We start from the raw sequence: 18,457 nt of genomic DNA, 5'->3' as shown, positions 1-18,457 counted from the left end.
AAAATACACAGCTTTACAATTAATAATGTATATTTTTACTTTTTATCTGTAATAAAAGCCTAAGAGCTGTATTTTGATTTTGAAAAATGTACAAGTTGAACCTTTAATCAGTAACAAAAAGCGAATAGCAGAAGGAGGTGAAATGATGGACCTACTAATTGCAATCATCTCCATTTTGCTTGCTCTGATCGTCGGTGTAGTTGTTGGCTATTTTGTTCGAAAGTCGATTGCTGAAGCGAAAATTGCTGGAGCACGAGATGCAGCAGAACAAATACTAGAAGATGCCAAACGTGATGCGGAATCTTTAAAAAAGGAAGCCTTACTTGAGGCAAAAGATGAAAATCATAAACTTCGTAATGAAGCAGAACGAGAAATTCGTGAACGTAGAAATGAACTTCAAAAACAAGAAAATCGTTTACTGCAAAAAGAGGAAAATCTTGATCGTAAAGATGAATCGTTAGAAAAACGTGAAAACCTTTTAGAGAAAAGAGATGATTCTCTTAACAAAAGACAACAGCATATTGAAGAGATGGAAAGCAAAGTGGACGAGATCGTGCGTCAACAACAAGCAGAGTTAGAACGTATTTCTGGATTAACTCGCGAAGAAGCAAGGGCCATCATTATCGAGCGCGTTGATCATGAATTAAAGCATGAAACCGCTGTAATGATTAAAGAAAGTGAAATTCGAGCCAAAGAGGAATCGGACAAGAAGGCGAAAGAAATTCTGTCTTTAGCAATTCAACGATGTGCAGCAGACCACGTTGCTGAAACAACGGTATCAGTTGTAAATCTTCCTAATGATGAAATGAAAGGACGCATCATTGGTAGAGAAGGACGTAATATTCGTACACTGGAAACGTTAACGGGTATTGATTTAATTATTGATGATACTCCAGAAGCCGTAATTCTATCAGGTTTTGATCCAGTTAGAAGAGAAACTGCGCGCTTAGCCCTTGAAAAGCTTGTTCAAGACGGAAGAATCCACCCAGCTCGAATTGAAGAGATGGTAGATAAATCTAGACGTGAAGTAGATGAACACATTCGAGAAATAGGTGAACAAACTACTTTTGAAGTTGGTGTTCATGGATTACATCCAGATCTCATTAAGATTCTAGGGCGTTTGAAATTCAGAACAAGCTATGGACAGAATGTTCTTAAACATTCTATAGAAGTTGCTCAGCTTAGTGGATTACTAGCAGCAGAACTTGGTGAAGATGAAACAATGGCACGTCGTGCAGGTTTACTACACGATATTGGTAAAGCCATCGATCACGAAGTAGAAGGAAGCCATGTTGAAATTGGTGTGGAACTTGCTAAGAAATATAAGGAACATCCAATTGTTATTAATAGTATTGCTTCCCACCATGGCGATACGGAGCCAACGTCGATTATTGCTGTTTTAGTTGCAGCGGCAGATGCATTGTCTGCAGCAAGACCTGGAGCAAGAAGGGAAACGCTTGAAAATTATATCCGTCGTCTTGAAAAATTGGAAGAGATTTCCGAATCATATGATGGGGTAGAAAAATCGTTTGCTATTCAGGCTGGTCGTGAAGTTCGAATTTTAGTAAAACCTGAACAAATTGATGATTTGGAAGCTCATCGTCTTGCTCGAGATATTCGTAAAAAGATTGAAGAAGAACTGGATTATCCAGGTCATATAAAAGTCACGGTAATCCGTGAAACAAGAGCGGTTGAATATGCAAAATAAAGCGGTGTTGATACACCGCTTTATTTTAATTAAAATGGGAATATTAATTTAGGATTACTCTTGATTGCAGTGGAAGGCATAAAGCAGTAGGGGAAGCGAGACAGCGAGGAGACCTTTAAAGCATGAAGTGTCTAAGTGGCTCATGCATATCTTTAGAGGAAAGCGAAGTGCCTGAAACGAGAAGCAACAACTAGGTTTAACAGAGCCTAAATTAAAAATAGAAAGGTTCAAATATGAATATATTATTTATTGGTGATGTAGTTAGTTCAATGGGACGTGACATGGTTAAGGAATATTTACCAAAACTAAAAGAAAAGTATCGTCCCCATATAACCATTGTAAATGGAGAAAATGCAGCGGGCGGGAAAGGCATTACAGAAAAAATTTATCGTGGTTTTTTAGAAATAGGCGCACAGGCTGTTACGCTAGGAAATCACACTTGGGATAATCGAGAGATCTTTGAATTTATTGACCATGCAAAATATCTGGTAAGACCAGCTAATTTTCCTGAGAATAATCCAGGTCAAGGTATCGTGTATTTAAAGATGAACAGTGAAGAAATCGCCGTGATCAGTTTACAAGGCAGAACCTTTTTAGCGGCAAATGATTGTCCTTTTCAAAAAGCTGATCAATTGATTGAAGAAGCGAAAGTAAGAACACCGATAATTTTTGTTGATTTTCATGCGGAAGCTACAAGTGAAAAGCAGGCAATGGGTTGGTATCTTGATGGGAGAGTGTCTGCAGTCATTGGGACACATACACATGTTCAAACAGCTGATCATCGAATATTGCCTAAGGGGACAGCGTTTATGTCTGATGTAGGGATGACAGGTCCATATGATGAGATATTAGGGATGGATAAGGAAGTCGTTATAAGAAGATTTTTAACAGGATTACCAGGGCGATTTGAAGTACCTAAAACAGGACGGGCCCAACTTAGTGCAGTATGTATTGAAATTGATAATAAAACAGGCAATGCCAAAAAGATAACTCCTATTTTAATCAATGAAGATCATCCGTTTTATTCATAGGAGAGAGGCACCATCATATTCTGATGGTGCCTTATTATATTTTTATGACCAAGCCGGAATATGTGTAAAGTTTACTGAATATAGTATCAGTGGAATGATATATCTTAATTGTTCCAACCGTGAACAAAAAGGAGGAACCATACAAGGAGGAGCTAGGAATGGAAATATTAAAAGTTTCAGCAAAGTCTAATCCTAATTCTGTAGCTGGTGCGCTTGCTGGAGTTCTGCGAGAAAGAGGTGGAGCAGAAATTCAAGCGATTGGTGCAGGTGCATTAAATCAAGCCGTTAAAGCTGTAGCCATTGCAAGAGGATTTGTTGCACCTAGCGGCGTTGATTTAATTTGCATACCAGCATTCACTGATATTTTAATTGACGGTGAAGAAAGAACGGCTATCAAGCTAATAATTGAACCTAGATAATAAAGAATGTGTTAGCGTAAAAAGATATTACCTTTTAATAGGGAAAAGGTATTTTCTAAAGATCAAGATGAGTGGACCTGCTTAGTGTAAGCAGGTTTTTTATTATAACTGAAACAAAAAACATAAATTTCAACATATTAAAATATAATTGTAGTTATATAAAAATATAGTTTAGTGAAAAGATGAGTATAAGGGTTTCTAGAAAAAGGAACCCGAAATTTCAAAAAAGATATGATAAATAGGATTTTAACTCACTTTTATTTTTGTTTGAATGGTTAATATGAAGGCAAAATTGATGTTTTTTATGAAACTAAAAAAATATTCACATTTTTGTCAAATTTCAATTCGAAATGGTTGCATTTTTTATGATATGGGGATAGAATGAAATCGTTTAGAACTATTCGAATTCCAAATATAAAGAAAATTTCTAGAAATTAAGCAAATTAATTAGAAAAAATTCGAATAGGTGATATACTTGAGCTACATAGGGACATAAACTTTTTTTGTATTTAAAGGGGTGGAAATATGGTTAATCAGCTTTCATGGAAAGTTGGAGGGCAACAAGGAGAAGGAATCGAGAGTACAGGGGAAATATTTTCAATTGCATTAAACCGATTAGGGTATTATTTATACGGGTATCGTCACTTTTCATCACGTATAAAGGGCGGTCATACAAACAATAAAATTCGAGTGAGCACAACTCAAGTACGTACTGTTTCTGATGATCTAGATATATTAGTAGCATTTGATCAAGAAACAATCGAAGTAAACTACAAAGAATTGAATAATAAAGGGATTATCATTGCTGATTCCAAGTTTAATCCAAAAAATCCAGAAGATTCTTCGGGAAGTCTGTATGCGGTTCCATTCACCGAAATCGCAACTAATTTAGGTACATCGTTAATGAAAAATATGGTTGCTGTTGGAGCAACGTGTGCCATACTAAATTTAGATATTAATGTGTTTAAGGATGTCGTACAAGAAATTTTTGGCAAGAAAGGTCAACAAGTTGTTGACAAGAATATGGAAGCAATCAAAGCGGGTTATGATTATTTAAGAGACGAAACAGATGCGGCTTCAAAAGCCATTGTATTAGATAAAGCAGATGGTAAAAATCGCTTATTTATGATTGGAAACGATGCAATCGCATTAGGTGCTCTTGCTGGCGGATGCCGATTCATGGCAGCGTATCCGATCACACCAGCTTCTGAAATTATGGAATATTTAATTAAAAACTTACCGCCTCTTGGTGGAGCCGTTATTCAAACAGAGGATGAGATTGCTGCAGTTACTATGGCAATCGGAGCCAATTACGGAGGGGTTCGTTCTTTAACAGCATCTGCAGGACCTGGATTATCTCTTAAAATGGAAGCGATTGGCTTATCTGGAATAACAGAAACACCGCTTGTGATTGTTGACACTCAACGTGGAGGTCCTTCAACAGGATTACCGACCAAACAGGAACAATCTGATTTAATGGCCATGATCTACGGAACACATGGTGAAATTCCTAAAATTGTTCTAGCACCTAGTACGGTTCAGGAAGCTTTCTATGACACAGCTGAAGCGTTTAATTTAGCAGAGGAATATCAATGTCCAGTTATTATTCTATCTGATTTACAATTATCTCTAGGAAAGCAAACAGTTGAACCACTCGATTATAATAAAGTAGAAATTCGTCGTGGTAAATTAATTACAGAGGATTTACCAGGAACAGAAAATAAAGAGTATTTCAAACGTTATGAGGTAACAGAAGATGGAGTTTCTCCACGTGTCATTCCAGGTGTAAAGAATGGAATCCATCATGTGACAGGTGTTGAACATGATGAGACAGGTAAACCTTCTGAAGCGGCAGTTAACCGTCAGCAACAAATGGATAAGCGTTTAGAAAAATGGAAAATATTCGTTTTGATACACCTGTTTATAAAAACGCACCGCATGAAAAAGCGGATCTATTAATTGTTGGTTTTAACTCGACACGTGGAGCAATTGAAGAAGCAATGGGGCGTTTAGAGAAGGATGGTTTAAAAGTAAACCATGCTCATATCCGTTTAATCCATCCATTCCCAACAGATGAACTATTACCACTAGTCGAGAATGCTAAAGCAGTGGCTGTTGTTGAGAATAATGCTACAGGACAGCTTGCAAATATCATTAAAATGAATGTAGGTCATGCTGCAAAAATTCATAAAGTACTAAAGTATGATGGAAATCCATTCAAACCTAACGAAGTATATGCAAAATGTAAAGATATACACCAAATGCAAGGAGCTGTTCTTAATGGCAACATTTAAAGACTTTCGAAATAATGTAAAACCAAATTGGTGCCCTGGATGTGGAGATTTCTCTGTACAGGCTGCCATTCAACGTGCGGCAGCAAATGTAGGATTAGAGCCTGAAAGTTTAGCTGTTATTTCTGGTATCGGTTGTTCCGGCCGTATATCGGGTTATATTAATTCATATGGTTTACATGGAATTCATGGTCGTTCCCTTCCAATCGCCCAAGGTGTTAAAATGGCGAACCGTGATTTAACCGTTATTGCTTCAGGTGGTGACGGAGATGGATTTGCCATTGGAATGGGTCATACGATTCACGCAATTAGAAGAAATATTGATATTACCTATATTGTCATGGATAATCAGATTTATGGTTTAACGAAGGGACAAACTTCTCCTCGTTCGGCTGCTGGATTTAAAACTAAATCCACACCACAAGGATCCATTGAACAAGCGGTTTCACCAATGGAAATGGCCTTAACCGCTGGAGCTACCTTTGTAGCACAAAGCTTTTCTACTGATTTAAAGGATTTAACAGCCCTTATTGAAGCAGGGATTAACCATAAAGGATTCTCTTTAATCAATGTATTTAGCCCATGTGTAACTTATAATAAGGTAAATACGTATGATTGGTTTAAAGAAAATCTAACAAAGTTAAGTGATATTGAAGGATATGATCCATCAAGTCGAGAAGAGGCTATGCAGACGTTGATGAAACATAATGGTCTCGTCACAGGATTAATCTATCAGAATACTGAGCGTCAATCCTATCAACAATTACTAAAAGGTTATGCAGAAGAACCACTTGTCCAATCGGATTTGAATTTAGATACAGAACATTTCAATCAATTAGTTGCAGAGTTTAAATAATTATATTTATCATAAAAGAAAGCAAGTGATTGTGAATCTATCACTTGCTTTTTTTCTAGTTTTTTATCATCTATAAAATCAATCTTGTAAAAAGACCAATACCTGACTATTGTTTTCATTCATTCAAGGCATTATACTATTATAATGTGCAAAACTCTTATCGTTTATTCGAGGAGTAAGAAAGGAGTACAAAAATTAAATGAATGAGAAACAACGTTTAGAAAGCCAACAAGTAGTAACGAAAGATCCTTCGGACAAAAAATCCGCAAAGGATTATAGTAAGTATTTTGAAACGGTTATTACCGCTCCATCTTTAAAGGAAGCTAAAAAACGGGGGAAAGAAGAAATCTCCTACTTTAAAGACTTTGAAATCCCTGAGGAATTTAAAGGGATGGGAGAAGGTCGTAAGTTTTATATTCGTACGTACGGCTGCCAAATGAATGAACATGATACAGAAGTAATGGCTGGGATTTTTCTTGGTCTTGGTTATGAGCCAACAGATACAGTGGAAGATGCTAATGTCATTTTATTAAATACTTGTGCGATCCGTGAGAATGCAGAAAATAAAGTATTTGGTGAACTCGGTCATCTAAAACATTTAAAGCTAGACAAACCTGATTTATTATTAGGTGTTTGTGGTTGTATGTCTCAAGAAGAATCAGTCGTAAATAAGATTTTAAAAACGTATCAGCATGTCGATATGGTTTTTGGAACCCATAATATTCATCGCCTTCCACATATCTTAAATGAAGCCTACATGTCAAAAGAACAGGTGATTGAGGTTTGGTCTAAAGAAGGGGATATTATTGAGAACCTTCCGAAAGTAAGACGCGGGAATATTAAGGGATGGGTCAATATTATGTATGGTTGTGACAAGTTCTGTACCTATTGTATTGTTCCATTTACAAGAGGGAAAGAAAGAAGTCGAAGACCAGAAGATATTATCCAAGAGGTCCGTCATCTTGCAGCTCAAGGATATCAAGAGATTACATTATTAGGTCAAAATGTAAATGCCTATGGTAAAGACTTTTCAGATATGAAATACGGTCTTGGTGACTTAATGGATGAAATTAGGAAAATTGATATTCCTAGAGTACGGTTTACAACCAGTCACCCTCGTGATTTTGATGATCACTTGATTGAAGTTTTAGCGAAGGGCGGCAATCTAGTAGAACACATTCACTTACCTGTACAATCTGGTTCCACGGATGTGTTAAAAATCATGGCTCGAAAATATAGTCGTGAGCACTACCTTGAATTGGTCCGGAAAATTAAAGCTGCGATCCCAAATGTTGCGTTAACTACGGATATTATAGTTGGTTATCCAAATGAAACCGAAGAGCAGTTTGAAGAAACGCTCTCCTTATATCGTGAAGTTGGATATGAAGCTGCATATACGTTTATATATTCACCTCGTGAAGGGACTCCAGCTGCAAAAATGCAGGATAATGTACCAATGGAAGTCAAAAAAGAGAGATTACAACGATTAAACGCAGTTGTGAATGAATTGTCTGCTGAGGCGATGAAAAAGTATCAAGGCCAAGTTGTTGAAGTACTTGTTGAGGGAGAAAGTAAAAATAACCCTGATGTATTAGCAGGCTATACGCGTAGAAATAAACTCGTTAATTTTACAGCCCCAAAAACGACAATTGGTAAAATCGTTAAAGTGAAAATTACTGAAGCAAAAACATGGTCATTAAATGGAGAAATGGTGGAATAACAAAAAAGATACTTGAGGTGAAACCATGGGGAAATTTACGAAAGATGATATTGTTGAGAAGGCAAGAGAATTAGCTCAAATGATTGCAGAAACGGAAGAAGTTGATTTTTTCAAAAAAGCTGAGGCTAAAATCCATGAAAACGAAAAGGTACGTCAGCATATTTCAACCATTAAAGCACTTCAGAAGCAAGCCGTAAATTTTCAACATTATGGTAAAATAGAAGCCTTTAAGAAAACAGAGGAAAAAATAGCGGCACTTCAACAGGAACTTGATGAAATTCCAGTTGTATATGAGTTTAAGGAATCTCAAGTAGAGGTCAATGATTTACTGCAATTAGTGGCGACAACGATTTCTAATCGTGTGACAGATGAAATCATCATATCAACAGGTGGAAATTTATTAAGTGGAGAAACCGGTGCTGAAATTCAAAATAAAAACTGCTCCCATCATTAATGACGAAAAAGGTTTGGATAAACTCCAAACCTTTTTTATTTTCCATTTCGGAACCTTCTCCTCATATATTCATACAATGCTACATGCCTATATTTTTAAGATATTCGCTAAACTTTATCGCACACTAGCCTACCTTTAAGCATAGGATGAAGTGAAAATAAATGAGGAGGTTTCGCTTGCAATGGGAGAGTACAGAGAGATTATAACTAAAGCAGTAGTGGCGAAGGGACGCAAATTTACAAAGTCTAATCATACGGTTAAGCCACTACACAATCCGTCAAGCATTCTTGGCTGTTGGATTATAAACCATACGTATGAAGCGAAAAAAATAGATAAAAAGGTTGAAATAAACGGAGCTTATGATATTAACATTTGGTATTCCTATAACAATAATACAAGAACAGAAGTCGTAACAAAAACCGTTGAATATTGTGATGTGATCAAGTTAAAATATCGTGATCAAGATTGCCTAGATGAGCATGATGTAATTGCCAAAGTGATACAACAACCAAACTGTTTAGAATGTGTAATTTCAGATGGTAATATGATGGTCGTCCATGTTGAAAGAGAATTTATTGTTGAAGTATTAGGGGATACAAAAGTGATTGTTCATGTTTATCCAGAAAGGGATCATGAAAACGATTATGATTGGGGTTTTGATGTAGACGATGATGACTTTGAGGATCTTGATCCAGACTTCCTAGATAAGAATAAAGATAAATAACCTATGACTAGGAAGGGTGCTTCCTAGTTTTTTTTTTGAAAAACCTCCCAACTAACACCCTTCTATTTTATGATATAATAAGTAAATAAAAGAAATAAAATGGTTTAACTTTGGAGGTAAAAATGGCCGGTTATACGCCAATGATTCAACAATATTTACAAGTAAAGGCAAATTATCAAGATGCCTTTTTATTTTTTCGTCTTGGTGATTTTTATGAAATGTTTTTTGAAGATGCCATTAAAGCATCCCAAGAATTAGAAATTACATTGACAGGCAGAGAGGGTGGGGGAGACGAACGGATTCCAATGTGCGGTATACCTTATCACTCTGCTTCTTCCTATATAGAAAAGTTAGTTGAACGCGGTTTTAAGGTGGCCATATGCGAGCAGGTTGAAAGACCCGAGGAAGCAAAAGGGGTTGTCCGCCGTGAAGTGGTTCAATTGATTACACCAGGAACCATGATGGAAGGAAAGGGTATTACAGATAAGGAGAATAACTACATTGCTTCTATCAATCATTTTGAGGATCAAACTTTTTCTTTAGCCTATACAGATATTTCAACAGGTGAAAGTAAAGTAACCTTATTACATGATTTCGATGATGTTATTAATGAAATTGCTTTAATAGGTGCTAAAGAATTGGTTGTTGCTTCTTCATTTATAGACCAATGGAAGAAGCAAATTAATGATCGTTTTGTCATGACGATTTCAATTGAAGAGGATGTAGAGATAAAAGATGAATATCATTCACTACTAAAAGAAGTTACAGAAAAGAAACTGCAAAATACAAGTGCGAGACTTTTTAATTATCTGCATCGAACGCAAAAACGTAGTCTCGAACACCTACAGCCCGTCAAAACGTATAAAATCTATCATTATATGAAAATCGATTATTTTTCAAAACGCAATCTTGAATTAACGGAAACGATTCGTTCAAAAGGAAAAAAAGGCTCATTACTGTGGTTATTAGATGAAACTAAAACAGCCATGGGAGGGCGTTTATTAAAACAATGGATTGATCGCCCGCTAATTGATCCATCTGCAATCCACGCTCGTCATGATTTAGTCGAAACGCTGATCAAAGCTTATTTTGAGCGTCAAGAAATTAGGGAAATGCTCAAGGAAGTATATGATCTAGAACGACTTGCAGGAAGAGTGGCTTTTGGGAATGTAAATGCACGTGATCTTGTTCAATTGAAACGATCGCTTCAACAAATTCCATACATTCGCCAAATCGTTCAACAATTAGGTCATGAGGAAGCCTTAAAATTAGCTGACGGGATGGATTCCTGTGGTGAAGTAACTGATATACTTGAACGAGCAATTGTCGAGAATCCGCCTATTTCCATTAAGGAAGGCAATATCATTCAAGATGGATATAATGAGGACCTTGACCGTTACCGGGATGCGAGTCGAAATGGAAAGACTTGGATTGCCCAATTAGAAAGGGAAGAGCGTGAGAAAACGGGGATTAAATCGTTAAAGGTCGGGTACAACCGCGTGTTTGGTTACTATATTGAAGTAACTAAAGCCAATTTGCATTTATTAGAAGAAGGAAGATATGAGAGAAAGCAAACTCTTACCAATGCAGAAAGGTTTATAACGCCAGAATTAAAGGAAAAAGAAGCTTTAATTTTACAAGCAGAAGAAAAAAGCATGGATTTAGAATACGAATTGTTTACAGAAATTCGGGAACATGTAAAAGAATATATTCCAAAGCTACAGACGTTAGCTAAGATTGTTAGCCAACTAGATGTATTACAATGTTTTGCAACGATTAGTGAGGAACGTTCATTTGTTAGACCGGTATTTTCGACTGAAAGGCAAATGATCATTAGAGAAGGTCGACATCCGGTTGTCGAAAAAGTAATGAGTTTAGATCGCTATGTCCCGAACGATTGTGTAATGAATAAAGAACGGGAAATTCTGTTGATAACAGGTCCAAATATGTCAGGTAAAAGTACGTATATGAGACAAATTGCCTTAGCTGCCATTCTAGCTCAAATTGGATGCTTTGTTCCAGCTCAAGAAGCGGTATTACCGATCTTTGATCAGGTCTTTACAAGAATCGGTGCAGCTGATGATTTAGTGTCAGGACAAAGTACGTTCATGGTAGAAATGATGGAAGCGAAAAATGCGATAGCCAATGCAACGAAGGACAGTCTCATTCTATTTGATGAAATTGGACGAGGAACGTCAACTTATGATGGGATGGCATTAGCCCAAGCGATTATTGAGTATATTCATAACCATATTGGCGCAAAAACTTTATTTTCGACCCATTATCACGAACTAACCGTATTAGAAAAAGAATTGGAGAATCTCAAGAATGTTCATGTTAGCGCAATGGAGCAAAATGGAAAAGTCGTTTTTCTCCATAAAATAAAAGAAGGACCAACAGATAAAAGCTATGGAATTCATGTTGCCAAATTAGCGGATCTGCCTAGCGAACTCATAAGCCGTGCAAATGAAATTTTAGCTTCATTAGAGAAAGGAAATAAACATCCTAATCAAGATACATCTATTAACGAACAAAGAATTGGACGAGATACTGAAACAACGAATAAAGGAGAGGACCAGTCTGTAATAGAAGAACAGCAACTTTCCTTTTTTGCAGATCAACAGCCAATCGTTAAAAAACAGGATCACCTTACTGTGAAAGAAAAAACAATTATAGAGAAGATAAGAGATTTGGATATTTTAGATATGACGCCTATGGAAGCAATGAATATTCTCTATGAACTCCATAAGAAAAGCAAGCATTAAAGGAATGGAGGTGGAGGAATATGGGGAAAATTATTCAGCTTGATGATTTGCTTTCTAATAAAATTGCAGCAGGTGAAGTGGTTGAACGACCGGCTTCTGTCGTAAAAGAGTTAGTTGAAAATTCCATTGATGCAGGGGCAACGAACATAGATATAGAAGTGGAAGAAGCGGGTTTAGCGAAAATTAGGATTTGTGATAATGGTGAAGGCATGGAAGAAAGTGATGTTCCCCGGGCATTTCAGCGTCATGCCACAAGTAAAATAAAAGATGAGCATGATTTATTTCGGATACGTACCCTTGGTTTTCGTGGCGAGGCATTGCCGAGTATAGCCTCTGTGTCTAAATTAGAACTTATTACTTCAACAGGTGATGCAGGAACACGTATCGTTATGGATGGCGGAAAAATGATGGCACTAGAAAAAGCAGCTAGCCGAAAAGGTACGGACATTATTATTAATGATTTATTTTATAATACACCTGCTCGCCTAAAATATATGAAGACGATTCATACTGAGCTTGGAAATATTACAGATGTAACCAATCGTCTTGCTTTAGCACATCCGGAAATTTCATTTCGTTTGTTTCATAATGAGCGAAAATTACTGCATACAAATGGAAATGGTGATATTAGACAAGTGCTAGCAGCGATATATGGACTGAATACAGTCAAAAAAATGATCCCTATTCAGGCTTCCACCCTTGACTTTAAATTGAGCGGATTTTTGGCCTTGCCAGAATTGACTAGAGCATCTAGAAATTATATCTCTACTATGATTAATGGAAGGTTTATTAAAAACTATCCACTTGTCAAGGCTATTCAAGAGGGCTACCATACATTATTGCCAATCGGAAGATACCCAATTGCCATCTTGAATATTGAAATGGACCCTATTTTAGTGGATGTAAATGTCCATCCATCCAAACTAGAAGTAAGAATCAGTAAAGAACAAGAGTTAAATGAGCTGGTTTCTAGTACAATTAAGCTCGCATTTAAAAAGCAAGAATTAATACCAGAGGGAATTGTTAAGGTAAAAGGAAATAAAGAACAATCCGAACAAACGACTTTAAAGCTTGATCATATTCCGTCTGAGCCGATTAAATTTAAAACGAATAACAATCAATCATCCTCTTCTTCTGTTTTATATCCAACAGAAAAAGAGGAATATCATCCACCTCATGGGAAACATGACTTTGGAGGAGAAACTTTGCTACGCAAGGCTGAAATGGTTAAAGAAATTGGGACAAGGGAATTGGTTCTTGATGATTTGCATAGTCAAAATCAAAACATGGGAGTTCAAGAAAAAGAGAAATTTATAGAACAGAATGACTCCCCCGTACCATCAGAAGACTCAGTTCAACAAGAACAGGCTCCACGTGTACCACCGTTATATCCGATTGGGCAAATGCATGGTACCTATATCTTTGCTCAAAATGAGCGAGGATTGTATATCATTGACCAACATGCTGCTCAAGAAAGAATCAAATATGAATTTTATCGAGAAAAAGTAGGGGAAGTAGCCTCTGAGTTACAAGAATTGCTTGTTCCGATTACATTTGAATATTCATCAGATGAGTACATTAAAATTGAAGAATATCGATCAGAGCTTGAAAAAGTAGGGGTTTTTCTTGAACCCTTTGGGCTTAATAGTTACATTGTAAAGTCGCATCCACAATGGCTTCCAGAAGGGGAAGAAAAAGAAATTATTGAAGAGATGATTGAACAACTTCTTTCAATGAAAAAAGTAGATATTAAAAAGCTGAGAGAAGAAGCTGCGATCATGATGAGTTGTAAAGGATCGATTAAAGCAAATCGGCATTTACGTAACGATGAGATTCAAGCTTTACTAGATGAACTTCGATTGACATCTGATCCGTTTACATGCCCGCATGGTAGACCGATTATTATCCATACATCTGTGTATGAACTTGAGAAAATGTTTAAACGTGTTATGTAATTTATATCATCGAAGAAGCCTTTGCATTTAAGGATTCTTTGGTGATTTTTTTATGGTTTGACTATATTTTGACCACTTTTGTTACTTGGAACTCGTGCTTGTGAAAAGAGGCTTTTGAAAATTAGTAAAGGATAATATGCAATATATTTTTGTAATGGTGACTGAACGAAGGCAACAGAATAGCTTAATTAGCATAAAATAAAGCAAAACTTTTGTTCTGGGGCTGGTAATTGTGGATCATACAGGAAAAAAAGACAAATACAGAAAAGATTCCGATAATAAAAAAATAATAGAACTGGAAAAAGAGGTTGCCTTAGGATTATGGATTCAAGTGATAGGGCAGATTATCGAGTTGAAAGGGTTAACGGAACTTTTAAATATTGAAAATGATATAGATTCAATTGGAGAACGACAAATTTTAACCGGTGTTTGGATTAAGACAATTGGTCAATTATTAGAGGCTGTATCTGTATCAAGTCAAATAGGAGAAGAAGATATAATAAAACTTCTCCAGGAACAAAAGGTCGCTATTACTGGAGATTTTCTAGTGTCCATCGGTTCAGCATATGAAGTATTTGGTGGAATTCGTACACTTAAAGAGGAGGAAGTGGATCAAATTTCTCGAATTATTCCATAAGTCTATTTTGAAAAAACGTCCATTTATGGAACTCCCATAAATGGACGTTTTTTAATTTGCTACTTTTGGCAGTTTTTTTAAATATTGCAATGATTTACCGGTTCCAATTGCTACGCATTGGAGTGGATTTTCAGCAATTTCAACAGGCACATCAATTACTTTTGCTAACCATTCTTTCAGTCCGTTTAGCATTGAGCCACCACCAGTTAAAATAACACCACGGTCGACGATATCTCCGCTAAGTTCTGCAGGACTATCTTCTAGTGTAGCTCTTAATGCTTCTAGTATTTGAGCTAAACTCTCTTTTATGGCATCATAGATTTCAAAAGACGAAAGTGTAACAGTTTTAGGAAGGCCGTCTACTAAATCTCTTCCCCGTACCTCCATATACATTTCCTCATGATCCAAGAAGGCATATCCAATTTCTATCTTGATTTTTTCAGCAGTTTGTTCACCTATTAACATATTATATTTCTTTCTTACATATTGAATAATATCTTCATCAAGACGATCTCCGCCCATTTTGATGGAATGGCAAGCTACCACACCACCAAAGGAAATAATCGCAACTTCAGTGGATCCGCCACCGATATCAACAATCACATTTGCGACCGGTTCATCCACTGGCATTCCAGCACCAATCGCTGCCGCAACCGGTTCCTCAATCGTATATACTTTTTTAGCACCAGCATTTTTGACCGCGTCAATGATCGCTCGTTTATCAACACTGGTAGCTGAAAAGGGAGAACAAACCGCTACACTTGGTTTACGAAGGGATAAACCAAGTGCTTTTGCCATTTGACTAAATACGAGTCGAACCATTTCGGTTGTCGTATCAAAATCAGCAATTACTCCACCTTTTAAAGGACGAATAATCGCAATACTTTCCGGTGTTTTTCCTACCATTTCTTTCGCATCGTTCCCGAAGGCTAAGATTTTTTTTGAGTGAACATCAATTGCCACAATGCTTGGTTCATTCAAAATAATTCCTTTATTTTTACTATATGCTAAAATATTAGCGGTTCCTAAATCAATACCGATTTCTGGATTTGATAACATACATTCACCTAATTTCACTTCAATCTCATTTCTTGATAACTGTATCACGAAAATTGACGAAAGATGGCAATGTTATTAAGTTTTAAATAAAATGTAAAGCAAAAGGGGGTAGTATGACATAACGGTTAAAAAATGGCAAAGTGATAACAAAAATGATAAAAGAATTACGATGTAAAACTTAATTTATGAATAGTACCATTTAAAATGGTCATAATGAATAGATGTTTGATTTTAATTATAGATAAATATGGTATCATGAAAGAAGAAGGGATTAGTTAACTTTATTGTTATGCTAGTTCTGAATTCGAATGGAAAAGGTAGTGGCAAGAGTTGACCTCAAAGGCTAAGCTAGTGGTGTTAATTGGTCCAACAGCAGTTGGCAAAACGAAAATGAGTATTGAGCTTGCAAAAGCATTTAATGGTGAAATCATTAGTGGGGACTCGATGCAAATTTATCGAAAAATGGACATCGGTACCGCAAAAATTAAACCGGAAGAAATGGGGGGAATACCGCATCATCTTATTGATATAAAAGATCCAAACGAATCTTTTTCAGTCGCTGAGTTTCAGGAGTTAGTCCGTAAAAAAATAATAGAAATCAGTCAACGTGGTAAGTTACCTATGATTGTTGGGGGAACAGGATTATATATTCAATCTGTTTTGTATGATTATCAATTTTCTGCAGCTCCATCTGATGAGGAGTTTCGTCTGTATTTAGAACAACAAGCCCAAGATAAAGGAAACTCCTACTTACATAATCAATTAATTAACATCGATCCTGAAAGCGGAAAGCGGATACATCCCAACAATGTTAGACGGGTGATTCGTGCACTAGAGGTATATCATTGCACGGGAAAGACGATAACTGAGTTGCAAGAGACACAACAACCAGAATTGTTATACGATGCTGCGATCATCGGTTTATCAATGGAACGTGAAAAGCTTTATGAGCGAATTAACCATAGAGTTGATTTAATGATTGAAGAAGGTCTTGTACATGAAGTAGAATTTCTTCATGAAAAGGGGTTAAGGAATTGCCAATCGATCCAAGCAATCGGATACAAAGAGCTTTATGATTTTTTAGACGGCATTACAACATTCGAACAAGCGATCGATCAATTAAAACAAAACTCCCGACGTTATGCAAAGAGACAATTAACGTGGTTCCGAAATAAAATGGATGTCAAATGGTTTGACATGTCAGATGCAATTACTTCTGTAATCTTTAATAAAAAATTAGATGAAATTTCTTCATATATTGAAGGAAAGCTAAAAATAAAATCGAATACATATAAGTAGAGATAAAAGAGGAGGAGCTTTATTATGAAGCAATCAGTGAATATACAAGATCAATTTTTAAATCAACTTCGTAAAGATGGAATAAATTGTACGGTATTTTTATTAAATGGATTCCAAATTAGAGGGCAAATCAAAGGTTTTGATAACTTTACAGTTCTTTTAGAATGTGAAGGGAAACAGCAGCTTGTGTATAAGCATGCGATTTCGACCTTTTCTCCACAAAGAAATGTATCCATTGAGTTAGAAGTACCACAACAAACAAAATAAATAAAAAAAGGCATTTACATCAGTTGAATGATGTGAATGCCTTTTATTCTTTAAATTAAAAAAAGACAATTCAGTATTGGAATGCAACTTTGATTAATGAACAGGCATCTTCCTGAATACAAATAGAATATGTGTATATTTTACTGCACATGATTATCGCTACCATTTCGTTTATATATATTTCAAAACATATATGTAAATATATAAACATCTAGAAAAATGGGCATTTGTCACAACTAGCAGGTAAAAAACGTATACTGTTTGTAGAATGAGAGGTGAACAGTTTGGAACAACCGATGCGAATGAAGAACAATGGTCAAATCAGTATTGTTCTAAACAAACAGAAACGAAACCCTGTTACAGAAAATCTCAACATGTCACCCACCACTCCAAAAATGATCCCAACTGAACACGCGGCTTTGAAAGAAATCGAAGAAGAGTTAGCTGTTCTTGTAGGGATGGATGAAATGAAACGTTTAGTGAAAGAAATTTATGCATGGATTTATGTAAATAAGAAAAGAGAAGAAAATGGATTAAAAAGTGGAAAACAAGCACTCCATATGATGTTCAAAGGGAATCCAGGTACTGGAAAAACAACTGTTGCCAGACTGGTTGGAAAGTTATTCCATAAAATGAATGTACTCTCAAAGGGTCATCTCATTGAGGCGGAAAGAGCAGATTTAGTGGGAGAATATATCGGACATACAGCTCAAAAAACGAGAGATCTCATAAAAAAGGCGATTGGTGGCATTCTTTTTATTGATGAGGCGTATTCCCTTGGACGCGGAGGAGAAAAGGATTTTGGGAAAGAAGCTATTGATACTTTGGTAAAACATATGGAAGATAAGCAGCATGAATTTATTTTAATATTAGCAGGATATTCTCGAGAGATGGATCATTTTCTTACATTGAATCCAGGCTTAGAATCACGATTCCCGCTTGTTATTGATTTTCCGGATTATAGTATCGATCAATTGATGGAAATTGCAGAAATTATGTTAAAGGAAAAACAATATACATTAAGTCATGAAGCAGAGAAGAAGCTAAGGGATCATCTTCATTGGATCAAAACTGCTGTAAATCCGACAAGCTTTTCAAATGGTCGCTATATTCGAAATGTAATTGAGAAGTCCATACGGGCTCAAGCAATGAGGTTGTTAATGCAAAATAATTATGATCGTCATGAATTAATGACAATTAGAAGTAATGATATAGTTTTTATACAAGAATGAAAAAGTTGTCTTATAGGGAAGGGTCCGAAAACCGTTCAAA

The 18,457-nt window shown here is 36.1% G+C and carries 14 protein-coding genes and 1 pseudogene; 14 read left to right on the top strand and 1 reads right to left on the bottom strand.

Going from position 1 to position 18,457, the window contains the following annotated elements:
• Positions 1–145 precede the first annotated feature (145 nt).
• From rny to Q5760_RS15795, 11 genes and pseudogenes are all read left to right on the top strand, one after another.
• Positions 146–1,708 carry a ribonuclease Y gene (gene rny, locus Q5760_RS15845; protein WP_428908594.1) on the top strand — a complete coding sequence of 521 codons (1,563 nt, stop codon included), beginning with the start codon at positions 146–148 and terminating at the stop codon, positions 1,706–1,708.
• A gap of 233 nt (positions 1,709–1,941) precedes the next feature.
• Complete coding sequence (locus tag Q5760_RS15840; RefSeq protein WP_428908593.1) at positions 1,942–2,739, top strand: TIGR00282 family metallophosphoesterase; 798 nt, start codon at positions 1,942–1,944, stop codon at positions 2,737–2,739.
• 158 nt (positions 2,740–2,897) lie between these two features.
• Positions 2,898–3,158 (top strand): stage V sporulation protein SpoVS, encoded by a 261-nt coding sequence (gene spoVS, locus Q5760_RS15835; RefSeq protein ID WP_071395267.1) that lies wholly within the window; start codon positions 2,898–2,900, stop codon positions 3,156–3,158.
• A gap of 525 nt (positions 3,159–3,683) precedes the next feature.
• Positions 3,684–5,452, top strand: a pseudogene (locus Q5760_RS15830) (2-oxoacid:acceptor oxidoreductase subunit alpha).
• Entirely contained in the window at positions 5,439–6,305 is an 867-nt protein-coding gene (locus Q5760_RS15825; protein WP_428908592.1) for a 2-oxoacid:ferredoxin oxidoreductase subunit beta, read from the top strand. The pseudogene Q5760_RS15830 and the gene Q5760_RS15825 overlap by 14 nt, the downstream one beginning before the upstream one ends.
• Before the next feature lie 199 nt (positions 6,306–6,504).
• Entirely contained in the window at positions 6,505–8,025 is a 1,521-nt protein-coding gene (gene miaB, locus Q5760_RS15820; RefSeq protein WP_428908591.1) for a tRNA (N6-isopentenyl adenosine(37)-C2)-methylthiotransferase MiaB, read from the top strand.
• A gap of 25 nt (positions 8,026–8,050) precedes the next feature.
• Positions 8,051–8,479, top strand: a complete 429-nt coding sequence (locus Q5760_RS15815) for a RicAFT regulatory complex protein RicA family protein (RefSeq protein WP_428908590.1) — start codon at positions 8,051–8,053, stop codon at positions 8,477–8,479.
• Between the two features lie 181 nt (positions 8,480–8,660).
• A complete protein-coding gene (cotE, locus tag Q5760_RS15810) occupies positions 8,661–9,203 on the top strand; it encodes an outer spore coat protein CotE (RefSeq protein WP_428908589.1) in 543 nt (180 codons plus the stop codon).
• Positions 9,204–9,325: 122 nt separating this feature from the next.
• Entirely contained in the window at positions 9,326–11,968 is a 2,643-nt protein-coding gene (mutS, locus tag Q5760_RS15805; RefSeq protein WP_428908588.1) for a DNA mismatch repair protein MutS, read from the top strand.
• Between the two features lie 20 nt (positions 11,969–11,988).
• The gene (gene mutL / locus Q5760_RS15800; RefSeq protein WP_428908587.1) at positions 11,989–13,923 is read left to right on the top strand and encodes a DNA mismatch repair endonuclease MutL; all 1,935 of its coding nucleotides are present in this window, start codon (positions 11,989–11,991) and stop codon (positions 13,921–13,923) included.
• A 232-nt stretch (positions 13,924–14,155) separates the two neighbouring features.
• The gene (locus Q5760_RS15795) at positions 14,156–14,560 is read left to right on the top strand and encodes a hypothetical protein (protein ID WP_428908586.1); all 405 of its coding nucleotides are present in this window, start codon (positions 14,156–14,158) and stop codon (positions 14,558–14,560) included.
• Between the two features lie 51 nt (positions 14,561–14,611).
• On the opposite strand, the gene mreBH is transcribed toward Q5760_RS15795, so the two are convergent.
• Positions 14,612–15,619: a rod-share determining protein MreBH gene (gene mreBH, locus Q5760_RS15790; protein WP_428912603.1), complete on the bottom strand. Its 1,008-nt coding sequence runs from the start codon at positions 15,617–15,619 to the stop codon at positions 14,612–14,614.
• A gap of 330 nt (positions 15,620–15,949) precedes the next feature.
• On the opposite strand from mreBH, the gene miaA reads away from it, so the two are divergent.
• The 3 genes from miaA (at position 15,950) to spoVK (ending at position 18,417) form a co-directional block, all read left to right on the top strand.
• Positions 15,950–16,918 (top strand): tRNA (adenosine(37)-N6)-dimethylallyltransferase MiaA, encoded by a 969-nt coding sequence (gene miaA / locus Q5760_RS15785; RefSeq protein WP_428908585.1) that lies wholly within the window; start codon positions 15,950–15,952, stop codon positions 16,916–16,918.
• Between the two features lie 24 nt (positions 16,919–16,942).
• Positions 16,943–17,185: an RNA chaperone Hfq gene (hfq, locus tag Q5760_RS15780; RefSeq protein ID WP_428908584.1), complete on the top strand. Its 243-nt coding sequence runs from the start codon at positions 16,943–16,945 to the stop codon at positions 17,183–17,185.
• Between the two features lie 284 nt (positions 17,186–17,469).
• Positions 17,470–18,417, top strand: a complete 948-nt coding sequence (gene spoVK / locus Q5760_RS15775; RefSeq protein ID WP_428908583.1) for a stage V sporulation protein K — start codon at positions 17,470–17,472, stop codon at positions 18,415–18,417.
• Positions 18,418–18,457: the final 40 nt, after the last annotated feature.

It is taken from the genome of Niallia sp. Kr1, assembly GCF_050389805.1.
Lineage (GTDB): Bacteria > Bacillota > Bacilli > Bacillales > Cytobacillaceae > Bacillus_BD.
This window is presented reverse-complemented; position numbering and strand designations above follow the sequence as displayed.